The sequence below is a fragment of the Rhizobium leguminosarum bv. viciae USDA 2370 genome, from assembly GCF_002008365.1.
GTDB lineage: Bacteria > Pseudomonadota > Alphaproteobacteria > Rhizobiales > Rhizobiaceae > Rhizobium > Rhizobium leguminosarum.
Window position 1 is genome coordinate 352,649 of record NZ_MRDL01000051.1, and the last position, 15,984, is coordinate 368,632.

Annotated in this window: 19 protein-coding genes and 1 pseudogene; 13 read left to right on the top strand and 7 right to left on the bottom strand. The window is 61.9% G+C overall.

Going from position 1 to position 15,984, the window contains the following annotated elements:
- The first annotated feature begins 8 nt into the window (after nt 1-8).
- Both BS629_RS28465 and BS629_RS28470 read left to right on the top strand, forming a co-directional pair.
- Nucleotides 9-209: an ECs_2282 family putative zinc-binding protein gene (locus BS629_RS28465; RefSeq protein WP_018074603.1), complete on the top strand. Its 201-nt coding sequence runs from the start codon at nt 9-11 to the stop codon at nt 207-209.
- A 145-nt stretch (nt 210-354) separates the two neighbouring features.
- Entirely contained in the window at nt 355-786 is a 432-nt protein-coding gene (locus BS629_RS28470; protein WP_184328241.1) for a L,D-transpeptidase, read from the top strand.
- A gap of 97 nt (nt 787-883) precedes the next feature.
- Here BS629_RS28470 and BS629_RS28475 read toward each other — a convergent pair whose 3' ends face one another.
- Nucleotides 884-1,606 carry a Crp/Fnr family transcriptional regulator gene (locus BS629_RS28475; RefSeq protein ID WP_018242384.1) on the bottom strand — a complete coding sequence of 241 codons (723 nt, stop codon included), beginning with the start codon at nt 1,604-1,606 and terminating at the stop codon, nt 884-886.
- A gap of 431 nt (nt 1,607-2,037) precedes the next feature.
- Between BS629_RS28475 and BS629_RS28480 the strand changes: the two genes are divergently transcribed.
- From BS629_RS28480 to BS629_RS28510, 7 genes are all read left to right on the top strand, one after another.
- Nucleotides 2,038-2,316, top strand: coding sequence for an acyl carrier protein (locus BS629_RS28480; RefSeq protein ID WP_003540486.1), 279 nt, complete (start codon nt 2,038-2,040; stop codon nt 2,314-2,316).
- A gap of 117 nt (nt 2,317-2,433) precedes the next feature.
- Nucleotides 2,434-2,916 carry a 3-hydroxyacyl-ACP dehydratase FabZ family protein gene (locus BS629_RS28485; protein ID WP_003540474.1) on the top strand — a complete coding sequence of 161 codons (483 nt, stop codon included), beginning with the start codon at nt 2,434-2,436 and terminating at the stop codon, nt 2,914-2,916.
- Nucleotides 2,913-4,118, top strand: coding sequence for a beta-ketoacyl-ACP synthase (locus tag BS629_RS28490; RefSeq protein WP_018242383.1), 1,206 nt, complete (start codon nt 2,913-2,915; stop codon nt 4,116-4,118). The genes BS629_RS28485 and BS629_RS28490 overlap by 4 nt, the downstream gene beginning before the upstream one ends.
- A gap of 12 nt (nt 4,119-4,130) precedes the next feature.
- Entirely contained in the window at nt 4,131-5,417 is a 1,287-nt protein-coding gene (locus BS629_RS28495) for a beta-ketoacyl-ACP synthase (RefSeq protein WP_018242382.1), read from the top strand.
- A 56-nt stretch (nt 5,418-5,473) separates the two neighbouring features.
- On the top strand, nt 5,474-6,502 hold the full coding sequence (locus tag BS629_RS28500) for a zinc-binding dehydrogenase (RefSeq protein WP_077988698.1): 1,029 nt from the start codon (nt 5,474-5,476) through the stop codon (nt 6,500-6,502).
- Between the two features lie 4 nt (nt 6,503-6,506).
- Complete coding sequence (locus tag BS629_RS28505) at nt 6,507-7,442, top strand: lipid A biosynthesis lauroyl acyltransferase (RefSeq protein WP_018242380.1); 936 nt, start codon at nt 6,507-6,509, stop codon at nt 7,440-7,442.
- Between the two features lie 255 nt (nt 7,443-7,697).
- Complete coding sequence (locus BS629_RS28510) at nt 7,698-8,414, top strand: PAS domain-containing protein (protein ID WP_018242379.1); 717 nt, start codon at nt 7,698-7,700, stop codon at nt 8,412-8,414.
- A gap of 55 nt (nt 8,415-8,469) precedes the next feature.
- Here BS629_RS28510 and BS629_RS28515 read toward each other — a convergent pair whose 3' ends face one another.
- The 3 genes from BS629_RS28515 to BS629_RS28525 all read right to left on the bottom strand — a co-directional run bounded on the left by BS629_RS28515 (nt 8,470) and on the right by BS629_RS28525 (nt 10,093).
- Nucleotides 8,470-8,832: a VOC family protein gene (locus tag BS629_RS28515; RefSeq protein ID WP_018242378.1), complete on the bottom strand. Its 363-nt coding sequence runs from the start codon at nt 8,830-8,832 to the stop codon at nt 8,470-8,472.
- On the bottom strand, nt 8,833-9,231 hold the full coding sequence (locus BS629_RS28520; RefSeq protein ID WP_018242377.1) for a polyketide cyclase: 399 nt from the start codon (nt 9,229-9,231) through the stop codon (nt 8,833-8,835).
- Nucleotides 9,232-9,301: 70 nt separating this feature from the next.
- Entirely contained in the window at nt 9,302-10,093 is a 792-nt protein-coding gene (locus BS629_RS28525; RefSeq protein WP_018242376.1) for a helix-turn-helix domain-containing protein, read from the bottom strand.
- 208 nt (nt 10,094-10,301) lie between these two features.
- On the opposite strand from BS629_RS28525, the gene gndA reads away from it, so the two are divergent.
- Entirely contained in the window at nt 10,302-11,753 is a 1,452-nt protein-coding gene (gndA, locus tag BS629_RS28530) for an NADP-dependent phosphogluconate dehydrogenase (protein ID WP_018242375.1), read from the top strand.
- Between the two features lie 154 nt (nt 11,754-11,907).
- Here gndA and BS629_RS28535 read toward each other — a convergent pair whose 3' ends face one another.
- The gene (locus tag BS629_RS28535) at nt 11,908-12,285 is read right to left on the bottom strand and encodes a VOC family protein (RefSeq protein WP_018242374.1); all 378 of its coding nucleotides are present in this window, start codon (nt 12,283-12,285) and stop codon (nt 11,908-11,910) included.
- A gap of 238 nt (nt 12,286-12,523) precedes the next feature.
- Between BS629_RS28535 and BS629_RS28540 the strand changes: the two genes are divergently transcribed.
- From BS629_RS28540 to BS629_RS28550, 3 genes are all read left to right on the top strand, one after another.
- Nucleotides 12,524-13,018, top strand: coding sequence for a GNAT family N-acetyltransferase (locus BS629_RS28540; RefSeq protein ID WP_018242373.1), 495 nt, complete (start codon nt 12,524-12,526; stop codon nt 13,016-13,018).
- Nucleotides 13,019-13,074: 56 nt separating this feature from the next.
- Nucleotides 13,075-13,584 (top strand): GNAT family N-acetyltransferase, encoded by a 510-nt coding sequence (locus BS629_RS28545; RefSeq protein ID WP_018242372.1) that lies wholly within the window; start codon nt 13,075-13,077, stop codon nt 13,582-13,584.
- A gap of 101 nt (nt 13,585-13,685) precedes the next feature.
- Nucleotides 13,686-14,303, top strand: coding sequence for a class I SAM-dependent methyltransferase (locus BS629_RS28550; protein ID WP_018242371.1), 618 nt, complete (start codon nt 13,686-13,688; stop codon nt 14,301-14,303).
- Between the two features lie 45 nt (nt 14,304-14,348).
- On the opposite strand, the pseudogene BS629_RS28555 reads toward BS629_RS28550, so the two are convergent.
- Both BS629_RS28555 and BS629_RS28560 read right to left on the bottom strand, forming a co-directional pair.
- Nucleotides 14,349-14,890: pseudogene (locus BS629_RS28555) on the bottom strand (AAA family ATPase).
- Between the two features lie 14 nt (nt 14,891-14,904).
- On the bottom strand, nt 14,905-15,981 hold the full coding sequence (locus BS629_RS28560) for a D-alanine--D-alanine ligase family protein (protein WP_018242370.1): 1,077 nt from the start codon (nt 15,979-15,981) through the stop codon (nt 14,905-14,907).
- Nucleotides 15,982-15,984 lie beyond the last annotated feature (3 nt).

The window sequence follows — 15,984 nt, forward strand, 5'->3', positions numbered from 1 at the left end:
GCAGAGCGATGACAGTTCAGGTTGAATTACCGTGCCCGAAGTGCAAGAGCACCAAGATGAAGTTCGAGCGGCCCGAGATCCGGGAGACCGACATCATCACCTGTGCGGCCTGCGGGCATAATCTCGGCACGATGGCCTCGATCCGCGAGAAGATGAACAAGGCCTACCAAGGGCTCAAGAAGCCTTCGGCGGCACGCAAGCTCCAGTGAACAGGTGCCACTATCTTCCAGCGCTAGCTCCCGCTTTGGCTCGTTAAAATTGTGATTACCATTCGGATTAAAGCAATATAACAAGTATTGCCGTAGTCTCTCTTTCGTGAGGGCGCAATTAAGCTGCGCGAGTTCGAAGAGGGCTATGATGAAGACGATTTTGGCGGCTGCGGCCGCAAGTTTATTGCTGCAGTTTTCTCCCATTGCCGCTCGGGCAGCAACGCTGGTCGCCAATATCAGCATCGGTAAGCAGATGATGACCGTTTCCGAGAACGGCTTCGTCAAGTATCGCTGGAAGGTTTCGACCGCGCGCAACGGCTATGTCACGCCGACCGGTTCGTGGAGCGCCAAGTGGCTATCGCGCGATCACCGCTCCAGAAAATACGACAACGCGCCGATGCCCTTTGCCGTCTTCTTCAACGGCGGTTACGCCGTTCACGCCACCTTCGACCTAAAACGCCTGGGTCGGCCGGCCTCGCATGGCTGCGTTCGCCTGCATCCCAACAATGCCGCCCAGTTCTTCTCGCTGGCGCGGCAAGCCGGCCTTGCCAATACCCGCGTCGTGATCACACGTTAATCCCAGATCAGCGCCTGAACCCGAATGCGACAGCTGATTCCTTTTACGCGCTAATCCCAGATCAGCGCCGCTCCCGAAATCGGCAGTTGACCCCAGTTTACGCGCTGATCATCCTCTCCAGCTCATCCATGTCGGGGACGATGATATGCCGGAAGTTCTCGATGCGAATGACGCCGCTCTTGCGCAACCTGGTCATCTGGCGGCTGACGGTTTCGATCGTCAGACCGAGGAAATCGGCGATCTCGGCGCGGGATAGCGGCAGGTCGAAGGCGGTGCTTGTGGCCGTTTGCGGTTCGGCATGGGTGGCGATGAGGTGGAGCAGGCTTGCGACCTTCTCCTCGGCGGTGCGCCGGCCGAGCGTCAGCATCCATTCACGCGCGGCATCCAGCTCCTTCAGCGCCTGATCGTGCAGGCTGCGCTGCAGTTCCGGCGTCTCCGATATCATGCGGTCGAGCAGGCTGCGGGGGAAGACGCAGATTTCGGCATCGGTCGCAGCCTCGGCCGACAGCGTGCTTTCGCGCACGAAGGGCCTGCCGACGAAATCGGGAGCGAATTGCAGGCCGACGATCTGCTGGCGCCCGTCCGGCATCACCTTGCAGAGCTTCACCACCCCGCTCATGATGTTCGAATAGAAAGAGCTTTCCGACCCTTGTGCGATGATCTCGCAGCCTGCATCGACCTTGCGGCGCAGGGAGTGGCGGCCGAGGTCCTTCAACTGACCGCTCGACAGTACGCCGCAGACGACGCCGTGCCGCGCCTGGCAGGAACGGCAGGCGACGGGGATGCCAACCTCGAGAACCCCACTATGTGCGACGTCCATATCCTGATCCCTTCGAAATCCGCATGTGCCGGGCGTAGCTGCGCATGCCGGGCATGCCCTAGACGATTACGCCGCGATTGCGGGTTCGGCTATCCCGATTTCTTCCAGCGCGGCTTGATGATTATCAATTTCGCCGGGATCGCGATTTGATCCAGATCAAAGTTTGCGTGCCCTGGCTGTTATTGAAAGTGCGGCGTCGAGATGAGGCCGTCCGCGGGTTGATTCGGACGGCTTCTTCGCCCTCGCTGGCGAGACGGGTTCTCTGCAGCGGCATCGCCTCGCGCCTTGGGTGAGGGCAAAGGCCGGCATTCCATTGCTGTTTAGGCAACACCCAGCCGGCAAATTGCCGCGACGCCGGGACGAAAGCATTGGCTTTTGAAATGGATTTGCCTATGAGGGGGTTTAAATCGTCATTTCATGAGGTACAGCGCGTGACCGCTACATTCGATAAAGTTGCCGACATTATTGCAGAAACCAGCGAGATCGACCGCGCGACGATCACGCCGGAGAGCCATACGATCGACGACCTCGGTATCGACAGCCTCGATTTCCTCGACATCGTCTTCGCGATCGACAAGGAATTCGGCATCAAGATCCCGCTCGAAAAGTGGACGCAGGAAGTCAACGAAGGCAAGGTTTCCACCGAAGAATACTTCGTGCTGAAGAACCTCTGCGCCAAGATCGACGAGCTCAAAGCAGCCAAGGCCTGAGCGATATAACAGTCTTTTTTGAACGCCCTGCCGCCCTGAATATGGCGGCTGGGCGATTTTGTTCCTAAGTAGGCGTCACCGGCGGGCGGATCTGGCCTGTCGGGCCGGAGGATCCGAATGCTGCTGGAATATTTCCAGATGATCGACCGCGTGGAAGCGGTGGACCTGAAGAAGGGCACGCTTAAGGCGCGATCCGTCGTGCCGGCGAAGAGCCCTGTCTTCGAGGGTCATTTTCCCGGCATGCCCCTCGTTCCCGGCGTGCTCCTGATCGAGACCATGGCGCAGGCCTCCGGCATGCTGGTGCTTGCCGTCACCAATTTCGCCGCCATGCCCTTCCTGATGACAGTTGACGGCGCCAAGATGCGCACTTTCGTCGAACCGGAAGCCGTGCTCGACATCGAGGCAGTGCTCGAGCATGACGGTTCGGGTTTCGCGGTCACCAAGGCTAAAATCACCAGCGGCGGCAAGAAGGTCTGCGATGCGCAGCTGAAACTCCGCACCATGCCGTTTTCCGAGGTGCCGCTCGGCGATATCGTGAAGAAACGTGCCGGCGAGATAGGGCTTCTCGAAGCGATCGCGGCGCAGGGAGTGATTGGATGAGCAAGGCTGCAAACGACGTCGTCATCTCGGGCATCGGCATCGTCACCTGTCAGGGCGTCGGCAAGGATGCGCATATCGCGCTGCTTTCGGCCACCAGCACGCCGAAGGCGATCGTCGAGACCGAGAAGTTCAAGCCCTATCCGGTGCACCCGCTGCCGGAGATCGACTGGTCGCAGCAGATCGCCAAGCGCGGTGATCAGCGCCAGATGGAGAACTGGCAGCGCATCGGCGTCTTCGCCGCCGGCCTTGCGCTCGATGATGCCGGTTTCAAGGATGATATCGAAGCCTGCGGCACGATGGACATGATCGTGGCGGCCGGCGGCGGCGAGCGCGACATCAATGTCGACACACTAATCGTCGACGAAGCGCTGAAGCGCAATGACCGCGAGCTGTTGCTCAACGAGAAGCTGACGACCGAGCTGAGGCCAACGCTGTTCCTCGCCCAGCTTTCCAATCTGCTCGCCGGGAATATCTCGATCGTGCACAAGGTCACCGGCTCGTCGCGCACCTTCATGGGCGAGGAAGCGGCCGGCATATCCGCCGTCGAGACCGCCTTCTACCGCATCAAATCAGGCGAATCCTCGCATGCGCTTGTTGGAGGCGCCTTCGCGGCCGAACGGCCGGATATGATCCTGCTCACCGAAGCGATCGGCGCCCATGCGCGCGGCGACTGGGTGCCGCTCTGGTCGCGCAAGCCGAGCGACGGCGGCGGCATGATCACCGGTTCGGCAGGCGCCTTCCTGGTGCTCGAATCGCGCAAACACGCCGAAGCCCGCGGCGCCCATATCTATGCGGTCATCGACGCGGTCGAGGGTGACCGTGGCAACCGCAATTCCGGCAATCTCGAAGTCCGGCTGGAGCGGCTTTTGGCACCGGCTGCCGGGCTTGCGGCCGAAAGCACGGCGATCTTTTCCGGATCGACCGGCATGCACGATCTTGCCGCCCGTGAGCGGGCGGTGCTCGAACATCAATTGCCGGACTTTGCGATCCGCGGCTTCGGCGGCGTCACCGGCCATACGATTGAGACGCAGTTTACGCTGGGTCTTGCGCTCGCCGCCCTTGCCGTCGACGGCAAGGCCAAGGTTCCGCCCTTCGATGCCGCCCATGAGGCGCCGATGCGGGCAGGGGCCACCGCCGCCGTCGTGACCACGGTCGGACACCAGCGCGGCGAGGGCGTTGCCGTTCTTTCCGCAGATGCGTGAGGAGTGAGAGATATGACAGCTTCCGCTTATAGAGATCACCTCGGCCGTCCGATCGTGGCGGTTACCGGCATGGGCATCATCACCTCGCTCGGCCAGGGCCTCAGCGACAACTGGGCAGCGCTTTCGTCAGGCACGTCGGGCATCCACGAGATCAACCGCTTCCCGACCGAGGGCCTGTCGACGCGGATCGCCGGCACCGTCGATTTCATCGGCATTCCGGTGCCGAACGCCGTCGAGCGCTCCTATGCCTTTGCGCGCGAGACGACGATCGAGGCGCTGGCCGATGCCGGCCTTTCCGGTGATTTCAACGGTCCGCTATTCCTCGCCGCCCCGCCGATCGAGCCGGAATGGAGCGCGCGCTTCGAGCTTGCCGACCGTTCGCCGGCCTCCGACCATCCGGGTGATGCCTATGAGCGTTTCCTGACGGCGCTGCGCCAGCGTCCGGACCCAGCCTTCCATGAGGCGGCTCTGTTCGGCGCGATTTCCGAGCGCCTTGCCGACCGGTTCGGCACCCGCGGCCTTCCCGTGACGCTGTCGACAGCCTGTGCCTCCGGCGTCACGGCGATCCAGCTTGGCATCGAGGCAATCCGCCAAGGCCGCACGGATCGCGCGCTGACGGTCGCGACCGACGGATCGCTGAGTGCCGAAGCACTGATCCGATTCTCGTTGCTGTCAGCCCTTTCGACGCAGAACGATCCGCCGACCAAGGCTTCCAAGCCATTCAGCAAGGATCGTGACGGCTTCGTCATCGCCGAGGGTGCGGCGACCCTGGTGCTGGAATCGCTGGAATCAGCTGTCGCCCGCGGCGCCAAGGTGCTCGGCATCATGAAAGGCGCCGGCGACAAGGCCGACAGCTTCCACCGCACCCGGTCGTCGCCCGATGGCGGCCCGGCAATCGCGACGATCCGTGCAGCCCTTGCCGATGCCGGCATCGACGAGAGCGGCATCGGCTACATCAATGCGCACGGCACCTCGACGCCGGAGAATGACAAGATGGAGTATGGCGCGATGTCGGCTGTGTTCGGCGAGCGGCTGGTCGGGATTCCGGTTTCGTCGAACAAGTCAATGATCGGCCATACGCTGACGGCGGCGGGCGCCGTCGAGGCGGTGTTCTCGCTGCAGACGATGTTGACCGGAACGCTGCCGCCGACCATCAACTACAACAACCCCGATCCGTCGATCGTTCTCGATGTCGTGCCGAACAAGAAGCGGGAAGCACAGGTTTCAGCCGTGCTTTCCAACTCCTTCGGCTTCGGCGGGCAGAATGCCAGCCTTGTCATGGCGCTCGAACCGGCTTAAGCGGTTCCCGACAAATTTTCGAGACGAGATGACGCCTTCAGGCGAGGGATTTTGCCATGCGCGCTTTGCAACTGATCGACGACCGCAAGCTTGAGATCACCGATCTGCCGGAACCGGATGCTCCAGCCGCTGGCGAGGTGACGCTGCGCGTCAAGGCGGTGGCGCTCAACCATATCGACGTCTGGGGCTGGCGCGGCATGGCATTCGCCAAGCGCAAGATGCCGCTGGTCATCGGTGCGGAAGCCTCCGGCGTGGTGCAATCGATCGGCCCGGGCGTCGCCAACGTGCTGCCGGGCCAGCTCGTCTCCATCTACGGCGCGCGCACCTGCGGCCTCTGCCGCCCCTGCCGCGAAGGCCGCGATAATCTCTGCGAACATGTCTCGGGCGTGCACGGCTTCCATCTCGACGGCTTTGCGCAGGAGAAGGTCAACCTGCCGGCGCGCCTGCTGGTGCCGGCTCCTCCCGGCGTCGACGCGATCGGCGCGGCGCTTGCTCCGGTCACTTTCGGCACGGTCGAGCACATGCTGTTCGACAATGCCAAGCTTGAGCCGGGCGAGACGATCCTCGTCCATGCCGGCGGCTCCGGCATCGGCACGGCGGCAATCCAGCTTGCCAAGAAGATCGGCTGCACCGTCATCACCACGGTCGGCTCGGACGACAAGATCGAGAAGGCCAAGGCGCTCGGCGCCGATCACGTCATCAACTACCGCACCGACCGTTTCGAGGGCGTGGTGCGCAAACTCACCAAGAAGAAGGGCGTTGACGTCGTCTTCGAACATGTCGGCAAGGACACCTGGGCAGGCTCGATGCTCTGCATGAAGCGGGGCGGGCGGCTCGTCACCTGCGGCTCGACCTCGGGTGTTTCCACAGAGATGAACCTGATGATGCTGTTCCAGCAGCAGCTGAAGCTCTTCGGCTCGTTCGGCTGCCGCATGGAGAACATGGCGGATGCGATGCAGAAGATGGGCCGCGGGCTCGTCCATCCGGTCATCGATACCGAGGTCAGTTTCGGCGATATCGATCGGGCACTGGAGCGGATGGAATCGCGCCAGATCTTCGGCAAGATCATCCTGAAGATGGATTGACCGCGTGAAGCTGTTCATCACCCGGATCGTTCTGGCGCTCAGGAATTTCCAGCAATGGCTGGTGGCGCAGATGATGTTCGGCTTTCTGAATTTCCTGAAGCTGTTTCCGGCCGATGGCGCGATCCGCTTCGCCGACAGGATGATGCGCCGCCTCGGCCGGCTGACCAGCCGCCACAGACTGATGCTGACCAATCTGCGCAACGCCTTTCCTGAGAAGAGCGAGGCCGAGATCGAGGAGATCGCGCTCGCCAGTTGGGGCAATATGGGCCGGCTTGCTGCGGAATACGTCTTCCTCGACCAGCTGTTCGACTATGATCCCGAAAAGTCGGAGCCGGGCAGGGTGGAGGTGTCGGGCATCCCTATCTTCCTCGACCTGCGCGACAATCCGCGCCCCTTCATCGTCTTTACCGGCCATACCGCCAATTTTGAGCTGCTGCCGGTGGCGGGTGCCGCCTTCGGGCTCACGGTAACCGTGCTCTTTCGGCCGCCGAATAATCCTTATGTCGCCAAGAAAGTGTTCGACTTCCGGAGCGCGCGCATGGGCAAGCTGGTGCCCTCGCATGCCGGCTCCTCCTTCGCGCTCGCCCGTCAGCTGGAAGCAGGTCAGGGCGTCGGCGTGCTGGTCGATCAGAAATTCCGCAAGGGGCTGAAGGGCACCTTCTTTGGCCGCGACGTGAAGACCAATCCGCTGCTGCCAAAGCTGGTGCGCCAGTTCAACTGCGAAGTCTATCCGGCGCGTTGCATCCGTCTGCCGGGAAATCGCTACCGGCTGGAAATCGAGCCACGGCTAGACATGCCGCGCGACGCCAATGGCAATCTCGACCTGCCGGCGGCCGCCCAGCTGCTCAACGACAAGGTGGAAAGCTGGGTGCGGGAATATCCGGAACAGTGGCTCTGGTATCACGACCGCTGGCAAATCAAGCAGACGCTCGCGCCTTAGAGCAGGATGATTAAATAATTAGAGCACGATGTCGCGTGAAAACCGCTCACACTTTCGGCATCATGCTCCAAAAACGTCCACCCTCATTTATCAGCGGTGAAAAGCGGCAGGTGCTCTCGGATTGAAACTGAGGGCACTTCATGTTACCCGTCACCACCAAGACGCGAATAATGTCTACCGGAAGGCGCATTTTTGGGAAATGCAGCCATATGAGGTTTCGGACTCGTCTCTTGGGAAAATGGGAGTGGAGGCGTCTTGCTGGAGCTTTTTCGAGCTTTTTCCTTGCGTTGCGTGCAAATTGAGGAAGCCATACGCCTGGGCGACGACCAGCGCGTCACGGCGCTCGACCGCCATGTCGAGCCGCTGGTCGAGGCAATCCTCGCCTACCGGGCAGTCAATCTGCTCGAAGTTTACATGCAACTGCAGTTTGTGAGCCATCTGATCAACCAGGATGCCGACGACAGCGCCAGCGTCACGGAGCACACGTCGGTGCTTTCCTACCTGCTCGACCGCTATTTCGGGGCGCATGGGCCGGACTGGCGCGTGCCTTCGCCGCAGGATGTGCGCATCGAGCCGCCGCCGGCTTATGTGCCTGATACCGACAATGGCCAGTTCCTCAACGCGGTAATCCTTGAAAGCCTGCCGGATCGCGTGGCGGTGCTGACAAGGGACTATCGCTACCTCTATTCCAATCCAGCCAACAGCGCCCATCTCAACAGGAAGCCGATGGAGCTCATCGGCCGCCACCTTTCCGAATTCATCGGCGAGGAGCGGTTTGCCGAATGCGCCAAGCATAAGCTCGATGCCTGTTTTGCCGGCGAACAGATCGACTATTCCTATGAGCGCTCGGCCGGCAGCGGCAAATCGCGGCAGGTGCGCTGTCGCATGTCGCCGCTGCGCGATGCGGGCGGTACGGTGATTGGCGCCCTGCTCGTCATGGAAGATCTCGATCGGCTGTCGCAGGCTGCCTGATCCCGGTCGGCAGCCTTAGGCAGCCTGACCAACTCGGCTGCCTTGGGTAGTCTGGCTAAGCCGCCGCCCAGACGGCGAGCTCGTAACCATCGCGGTCAAGGAAGTGGAAGCGACGGCCGCCGGGAAAATCGGTGATCGGCCGGCAGATCGTGCCGCCGGCTCTTTCGACTGAGGTCAGCACTTCTTCCAGATCGCTGGCATAGACGACGACCAGCGGGCCGCCGCCCGGCCGCACGGGTCCGAAATCGGTAAAGCCGCCCTTCAGCCGGCCATCGTCGAATTCGCAATAATTGGGGCCGTAATCGGTGAAGCGCCAGCCGAAGGCCGAGCCGTAAAAGGCTTTGGCGGCGGCGATGTCGGCGACGTTGAATTCGACATAGTCGATGCGGCGGTCGTGGTTTTCTGTCTTCTCGGCCATCTATCTCTCCATCAGGGCTTTCAGCATGGCGAGATCCTTCTCGACATGGGCGGCATCGGCGGAAAACTGTGTGTCGGTCATGCCGGGCAGACGCAGCAGCGTGAACATGACCTCGCAACCATCGCCGTTCGGCACGATGCGCAGGGCATTATAAACCCTCAGGCCGGATTCGATGGTCACCGTATGGTCGATCACGCCGAATTCATTGGCAGGAACGAAGCTCACCTTGACGCTGCCGAGAGTGCCGTGGGCGATCCAGTCGGCGCCGTGAGGCTCTAAGCCGGTCGCAAGGCCGGAGGCCCAGAGCGGCATGTTCTCCGGCTTGCCGGCGAAGTCATAGACGTCGCGCCAGTCGCGCTCTATCGACAGGTGGATGATTTTCGCGGGCATTGTCGACATGGCTTGCAGGTCCCTGGCATTTGGTTTGGTCAGAATAACAGACCGGCCAGCAGCGTCTTGAACAAAACGGTCAATCGGCTCTTTGCCGTATACTGAGCTGGTCGAGAATGACGGCAGGTGTCAGCGTCGAGAGCTCGCCGACCTCGCGTGTCATGTGGGGCTGGTCGGCAAAGCCCGCTTCGAGCGCAAGGCGGGCAAGCGGCATCGCGCCCGACCTGTGGCAGAGGTCGAGGAAACGCTGGAACCGGCGAATCCGTTCCAGCGTCTTTGCGCCGTAGCCGAAATGGTGGTGGCAGCGGCGGCGCAGCTGCCTCTCACTCATGCCGAGGTGCTCGAGCAGGCTGGACGCCGGGCGAGAGCTGTCGGCGGCGGCGAAGATCATGGCGGCATCGCGGGCGGGCTCCTCCTCATCGCGCGCGGTCTCTTCGAGCAGGCGGCTAAACAGCGCCCTGGCGGCCGAGGGGTCGGGACAATCCGCAAGCCGCGCTTCGAATTCGGCGGTGTCCTTCCGGCCGATGTCAGCGAGGGGCACCGAGCAGCCGACCAGAGCCGAAAGCGGCGTCTTCAGCCAGGGTGCTGCGGCGCCGGGCGCAAAACGTGCGCCGATGACTGTCGCGCCCGGCCGGATGACGGGAAAGGACGCTGTCCTGTCGGGACCGGCGACAACCAGCCGGCCGTCGATCCAGAGGAGATCGCAATAGCCGTCAGGCACGATCGCCACCATTGCCGGCGGTCCGTCATGAAGCGCATGCGACCAGAGGCGGCTGAAATGGCGTCGCAGCGCCGGCGGCGGCATAGACTCGCGGTAGCAGCCGGCGCGGGCCGCCAGGAGAGCCGTATCTTTTCGTCTTCCCGATGCCAATGCGATATCTCCCGAGGCACTGATGATAACAGATAGGGCATTGCGGGCGGGGCGCACGAAAAAACTAGGGCTTCCGGAGTAGGCGCCAGCCGGCGGGTTGTCGGACAAGCGGCGATATTGCAAGCTTCATTTCATTGGCTTTTGCGAACCGATTAGACCCTTGCGAGACTTGCCGTTTGACCGAGACAGTGCCACAACACCGGTCCAAATGACACATCGGAGGTTTGTCGTGGAAAAGGCAGAAATCGGACTGATCGGTCTTGCGGTCATGGGCTCCAACCTGGCGCTCAACATCGCGGAGAAAGGCAATAAAATCGCGGTGTTCAACCGCACGCCGGAGAAAACCGACGAATTCTACGAAAGCGCCGGCGATCTGAAGAAGCAGATTATTCCCTGCAAGACGATCGAAGAGTTCGTCGATGCGATCCGGCCGCCGCGTCCGATCATCATCATGATCAAGGCGGGCGAGCCTGTCGACCAGCAGATGGAGCTGCTGCGCCCGCATCTCTCCAAGGGCGACATCATGATCGATGCCGGCAACGCCAATTTCCGCGACACCGTCGCCCGCTTCGACCGGCTGAAGAATACCGATCTGACCTTCATCGGCATGGGTGTTTCCGGCGGCGAAGAAGGTGCGCGCCACGGCCCGTCGATCATGGTCGGCGGCACAGAAGAGTCCTGGAAGCGCGTCGAGAAGGTGCTGACATCGATTGCCGCCCGCTACAATGACGAGCCCTGCGTCGCCTGGCTCGGCAATGACGGCGCCGGCCATTTCGTCAAGACCATCCATAACGGCATCGAATATGCCGACATGCAGATGATCGCCGAAATCTACGGCATCCTGCGCGACGGCCTCGGCAAGAGCGCCTCCGAAATCTCCGGCATCTTCGGCGAATGGAACAAGGGCCGGCTGAACTCCTACCTGATTGAAATCTCCGAGAAGGTGCTTGCGGCCACTGATCCGGTCTCCGGCGGGCCGATGGTCGACATGATCCTCGACAAGGCAGGCCAGAAGGGCACCGGCAAGTGGTCGGCGATCGAGGCGCAGAATATGGGCATTCCGGCAACGGCGATCGAAGCCGCCGTCGCCGCCCGCAGCCTCTCTTCGATGAAGTCGCAGCGCGAAGCCGCTGAAAAGATCTTCGGCACGCAGGCTGTGTCCTTCCCGATCGCTTACGGCCCCGAACTCAACAAGGATCTGGAACTGGCGCTGTTTGCCGCCAAGATCGGCGCCTATGCGCAGGGCTTTGCGGTGATGGCGGAAGCATCGCGCGAGTTCAACTGGTCGCTGCCGATGCCGACGATTGCCAGGATTTGGCGCGCCGGCTGCATCATCCGCTCGCAGTTCCTCGACGAGATCACCTCGGCCTTCACCAAGGCGCCGGATGCTGCCAACCTGATCGTCACGCCTGCCTTCTCCGACATGGTCAAGGAATCGATCCCGGCGCTACGCCGCGTCGTCGGTGCCGCGATTGCCGCCGGCTTGCCGATTCCGGCGCTGACCTCGGCGCTGACCTATTTCGACGCCTATCGCCAGGGCAGGGGAACGGCAAACCTCATCCAGGCGCAGCGCGACTTCTTCGGCGCCCACGGTTTCGACCGCCTGGACGGCAAGGATTTTCACCACGGCCCCTGGGGCAGCGGTGCGTCAACCTTCTGAGGTCGCTGAGAAGAGATCGAGGAAAAGCCCGGCCGTCGCGCCGGGCTTTTTCGTCATTGTGCCCTCAAATTCTCCATCTACGATCCGCTGGGGTGGCGCTCCCTGCGCAGGCCCGATCGGATAGTCTGCAAGGCATCCAATTGCGGCGATCGGGCTAGATCGGTTGACCGACGTCGATGCGGTTCCCGTCGGGATCTTCAAACACGAATGCCCGCAATCCGTAGTTCTTGTGCTGAAGGCTTTTGATGATTCTTAACCCGTATTGCCGGCAAACCGTGTGCAGGGCATCGACATCGTCCACCATCAGGTGCGCAACATTGAAGTCCGCAGCCTTGTGGCTCGGCTGCAAGGTGAGATGCAGCTCCCCACGATCACGCTTCAGGATCATGAAGCCGACAGGATTTCCGTTCTCGAATATTTTCTGGAAGCCGAGGACATTGGCATAAAAATCGTAGGCTTTGGTCATGTCCTTGACTGGCAGCATGGCGGCAATTCGTCCGAAACGAACACCGTGATCGGCGATATTATTCATCGCAGAACCTCTGGTTGCGAAGACGCTCACACCCTTCGGACGGTGCCGGCAGAAATTTCACGCTTCGATGTTTCGATCAGCAGGACGGTGCCCACGCCTCTCCGTCTATAGCCTCGGAAAATCCTCTGCGGAAGAGGGGCAACCGATTCGCGCGAGATTCGCGTGGGTCTACGACACTTCGTTTCAATAGGATAAGACGTTATTTATACGCGACAACGCGCCCGAGGAATTGACCGTGATGCTTATCCGAGACGAAACGCCGGAGGATTTCGACGCGATCCATGATCTGACCTCGACCGCCTTCAAGCCGATGTCTTACAGCGACGGGACGGAAGCGGAGATTGTTCGAAGACTTCGTGAAAACGGTGATCTGACAATATCGCTGGTCGCAGAGCAGCACGGCGAGATCCTGGGGCATGTCGCGTTTTCCCCGGTGACGATCGACGGCGCGCATGATGGCTGGTTCGGGCTGGGGCCGATATCGGTCAAGCCGGAGAGACAACGGCAAGGCATCGGTAAGGCGATGATTGCAAGAGGTCTCGAACTGCTGAACGAGATGGGTGCCAGCGGATGCGCGTTGATCGGCAATCCCGACATCTATAGCCGTGTCGGTTTCAGCAGCGACGGGCAACTGAAGTATCTCGACCTCGATACGCGGCTCGTGCAGCGGATTGTTTTTCGCGGATCCCGGCCAAGCGGGACGTTGCAATTCGCCCCGGCATTTGAAAGCTAGGATATTCCGTTCAACGGCCGAAACTTCAAAACCAAGCTGACAGAGAAGGCGGCGACATGTCCGAAACGGGCGCGATGACCATCCGAACCGAGCGTCTCAGGCTCCGCATGCCAGATATCGACGATTTCGCCGCCTATGCGCAGTTGATGGCGTCGCCGCGATCGCTCGGAATGGGCGGCCCGTTCGATCTGCGCGCGGCGTGGGGGATGTTCTGTCACGACGTCGCTCTCTGGCAGCTTTTCGGCCACGGAGCGCTGACGATGGAGCTCAGCGAAACTGGCGAATGCGTCGGTCAGGTAGGGATCAATCACGGGCCGCTCTTTCCAGAGAAGGAGCTCGGCTGGTTCGTCTATGCGGAATATGAGCGCAAGGGCTATGCTACCGAAGCGGCCTTGGCGCTGCGCGACTGGGCCTTTGCGACACTCAAGCTGCCATCGCTTGTCAGCTATATCGCTCCCGGCAATGCCGCATCCGTTGCGGTTGCGGAACGGCTGGGAGCGCGTCTCGATCCCGCAGCACCCCGAACCGATCCCGCCGATCTCGTTTACCGGCACCTCCCTTCCTGAAATGCGGAAGTGGTCTTGGGAACTGCATTGGTTGCGGACGTCTCAGTCCCTACATGTTGATCTGTTAGGATGTCGGGCTCCGCAAGAGATGGGGATATCGGATGACAGGCGCGAAGCGGGAACACTGGGACGAGGTCTACCGCACGAAAGCTGCCGACAGCGTCAGTTGGTATCAGCCGACGCCCGGGCCTTCCTTGCGAGCGCTTGACGAGCTGCAACTGCCGGTCACGGCCTCGCTGATCGATGTGGGCGGCGGCGCATCGAACCTTGTCGACCGTCTTATTGAGCGCGGGTGGTCCGACCTCACCGTCGTCGACATCGCCGCGCCGGCGCTCGAGGTCGCCAAGGCGCGGCTACGGGATGAAGCCGGCCGGATCGCCTGGGTGGTTGCTGACGTCACTTCATGGCAACCCGACCGGCATTACGATGTGTGGCACGACCGCGCCGTCTTTCACTTCCTCACCGAGCCCGAGCAGCGGCTGGCCTATCGGCATGCGCTCGAAACCGGCACGGCGCCGGACAGCGCCGTGATCATCGCCACCTTCGCGCCGGACGGGCCGGAACGGTGCAGCGGCCTGCCGGTCCAGCGCTACGACGCGGTAGCGCTTGCGAGTGAATTCTCGTCCACCTTCGCGCTTCAGCGCGACTGGCGCGAGGAGCACACGACACCCGCTGGTGGCCGGCAGTCGTTCCAGTGGTGCGTCTTTCGCAGGCGCTGAGCCCTCGGAGAGGGCGGCCGAGAGGCACGACCCTGATGATCGCGTCTACTGCTGCCTCGTTTCCCGAGAGAGGCAGTCGAGGATGAAATCCGCCCGGTCTGCGACCGCGATTTTCGGCAGTATGATGATGTCGTAGCCGAGCGTCGGATAGATCGCGGCCAACCATATTCGTCGACAGCCTCGTCGAAGCCATGGCGCCGCTCGGGATCGGTCGTGTAGATTTCGGGCCATGGCGGGGTCAGAAAAACCGTCTGGTGACAGCGGTGGGCTACGCTCAATTTTTCCAGGATAGGTTCTCCGGTGAGGTGCTGAAGCGCTGCCGCCGCATCGACCAGCCCGCGATCGAAAAACATCCAGCCGGTCTGCTCACACGCCGCTGCATGGTCGGCGATCGCCATCTCGATCGCGCGGCGCGCAAAGGCCACCATGTCGACCCAGGACAGGGCTGCGCCGTCGCCTTCAAGTTCTTGCTTGACGATGCGCCGGCCGGGCTCTTCGACGACGGCATGACCGCGGGCAACAAGCTCCTGAAGCAGCGTCGATTTCCCGCCGCCGGAACATCCCGACATCAAGACCGACCTGTTCATGTTCGAGCTCCCGCCTAGGCGACGCGTCCGGCGCGCGCCAGGCCGTGGTCGACGAGCCTGTCGATGATTTCGGCGTATCCGACGCCGCTTGCCGCCATCGCTTTGGAATACATGCTGATATTGGTGAAGCCGGGGATGGTGTTGATTTCATTGACCAGGAACTGCATGTCATCAGTCAGGAAGAAGTCGATGCGGGCCATGCCGTCGCAACCGACGGCCCGGAAGGCTCTTGCGGCCGCGTCGTGCATGGCAGCCTCGACTTCCTCAGGCAGTTCGGCCGGCACTTTCAGCGCCGCACCTTTCTCGTCGATATATTTGGCATCGTAACTATAGAAGCCGTGGCTTTCCGCCGGCACGATCTCGCCCGGCCGGGAGACGAAGAGTTCTCCTGCCGCATCCTCCAGCACGCTGAATTCGATCTCGCGGCCGCGCACGAATTCTTCGGCGAGCAGCGTGCGATCGTGGCGGAACGCCTCAGTAAGGGCGGGCGCGAATTCCTGGCTGGCATGGACCTTGGCGACACCGACCGACGATCCCTGCCGCGCCGGCTTGATGAAGAGCGGCAGGCCGAGTTCACCTTCGAGGGCTGCCAGCGAAGGGGCAGCACCCTGATGGATCGTCACCGCACGCGCTACCGGCAGGCCCGCCGCCCTCAGCAGGCGCTTGGCGATGTCCTTATCGAGTGCTGCGGCGGAGCCGAGAATGCCGCAGCCGGCGAGCGGAACGCGGGCCACCTCCGCTACCCCCTGCACCGAGCCGTCTTCGCCGTGGGGTCCGTGCAACACGGGAAACAGGATGTCGATCCTTGCCAGTTCATGCGGCGCGCCGTGGGCCGGGATCGCCAGCATCCGGCCCCGTCCGCCCGGCACGAGGCAGATTCCCGTGCCTGATGAAGGTGTCGCCAATATGCCGTCTTCGAAACTGCTCAGCAGCCATTGTCCCGCGCGGGTGATGAAGATGGGGACGGCATCGTATTTTTCGGGCTTGAGCGCGCCCATGACATTGGTTGCCGAGAGCACGGAAACCTCATGCTCGGCCGAGCGTCCGCCGAAGAGCACGGCAATGCGCAGCCTGTGTGGGGAAGGGGTCATGAA

Excerpts from the sequence above, each read along its gene's own strand:
- BS629_RS28465 (WP_018074603.1), top strand. The coding sequence starts at position 9 with ATGACAGTTCAGGTTGAATTACCGTGCCCGAAGTGCAAGAGCACCAAG.
- BS629_RS28470 (WP_184328241.1), top strand. The coding sequence starts at position 355 with ATGATGAAGACGATTTTGGCGGCTGCGGCCGCAAGTTTATTGCTGCAG.
- BS629_RS28475 (WP_018242384.1), bottom strand. The coding sequence starts at position 1,606 with ATGGACGTCGCACATAGTGGGGTTCTCGAGGTTGGCATCCCCGTCGCC.
- BS629_RS28485 (WP_003540474.1), top strand. The coding sequence starts at position 2,434 with ATGCTGCTGGAATATTTCCAGATGATCGACCGCGTGGAAGCGGTGGAC.
- BS629_RS28490 (WP_018242383.1), top strand. The coding sequence starts at position 2,913 with ATGAGCAAGGCTGCAAACGACGTCGTCATCTCGGGCATCGGCATCGTC.
- BS629_RS28495 (WP_018242382.1), top strand. The coding sequence starts at position 4,131 with ATGACAGCTTCCGCTTATAGAGATCACCTCGGCCGTCCGATCGTGGCG.
- BS629_RS28500 (WP_077988698.1), top strand. The coding sequence starts at position 5,474 with ATGCGCGCTTTGCAACTGATCGACGACCGCAAGCTTGAGATCACCGAT.
- BS629_RS28515 (WP_018242378.1), bottom strand. The coding sequence starts at position 8,832 with ATGGCCGAGAAGACAGAAAACCACGACCGCCGCATCGACTATGTCGAA.
- BS629_RS28520 (WP_018242377.1), bottom strand. The coding sequence starts at position 9,231 with ATGTCGACAATGCCCGCGAAAATCATCCACCTGTCGATAGAGCGCGAC.
- gndA (WP_018242375.1), top strand. The coding sequence starts at position 10,302 with ATGACACATCGGAGGTTTGTCGTGGAAAAGGCAGAAATCGGACTGATC.
- BS629_RS28535 (WP_018242374.1), bottom strand. The coding sequence starts at position 12,285 with ATGAATAATATCGCCGATCACGGTGTTCGTTTCGGACGAATTGCCGCC.
- BS629_RS28540 (WP_018242373.1), top strand. The coding sequence starts at position 12,524 with ATGCTTATCCGAGACGAAACGCCGGAGGATTTCGACGCGATCCATGAT.
- BS629_RS28545 (WP_018242372.1), top strand. The coding sequence starts at position 13,075 with ATGTCCGAAACGGGCGCGATGACCATCCGAACCGAGCGTCTCAGGCTC.
- BS629_RS28550 (WP_018242371.1), top strand. The coding sequence starts at position 13,686 with ATGACAGGCGCGAAGCGGGAACACTGGGACGAGGTCTACCGCACGAAA.
- BS629_RS28560 (WP_018242370.1), bottom strand. The coding sequence starts at position 15,981 with ATGACCCCTTCCCCACACAGGCTGCGCATTGCCGTGCTCTTCGGCGGA.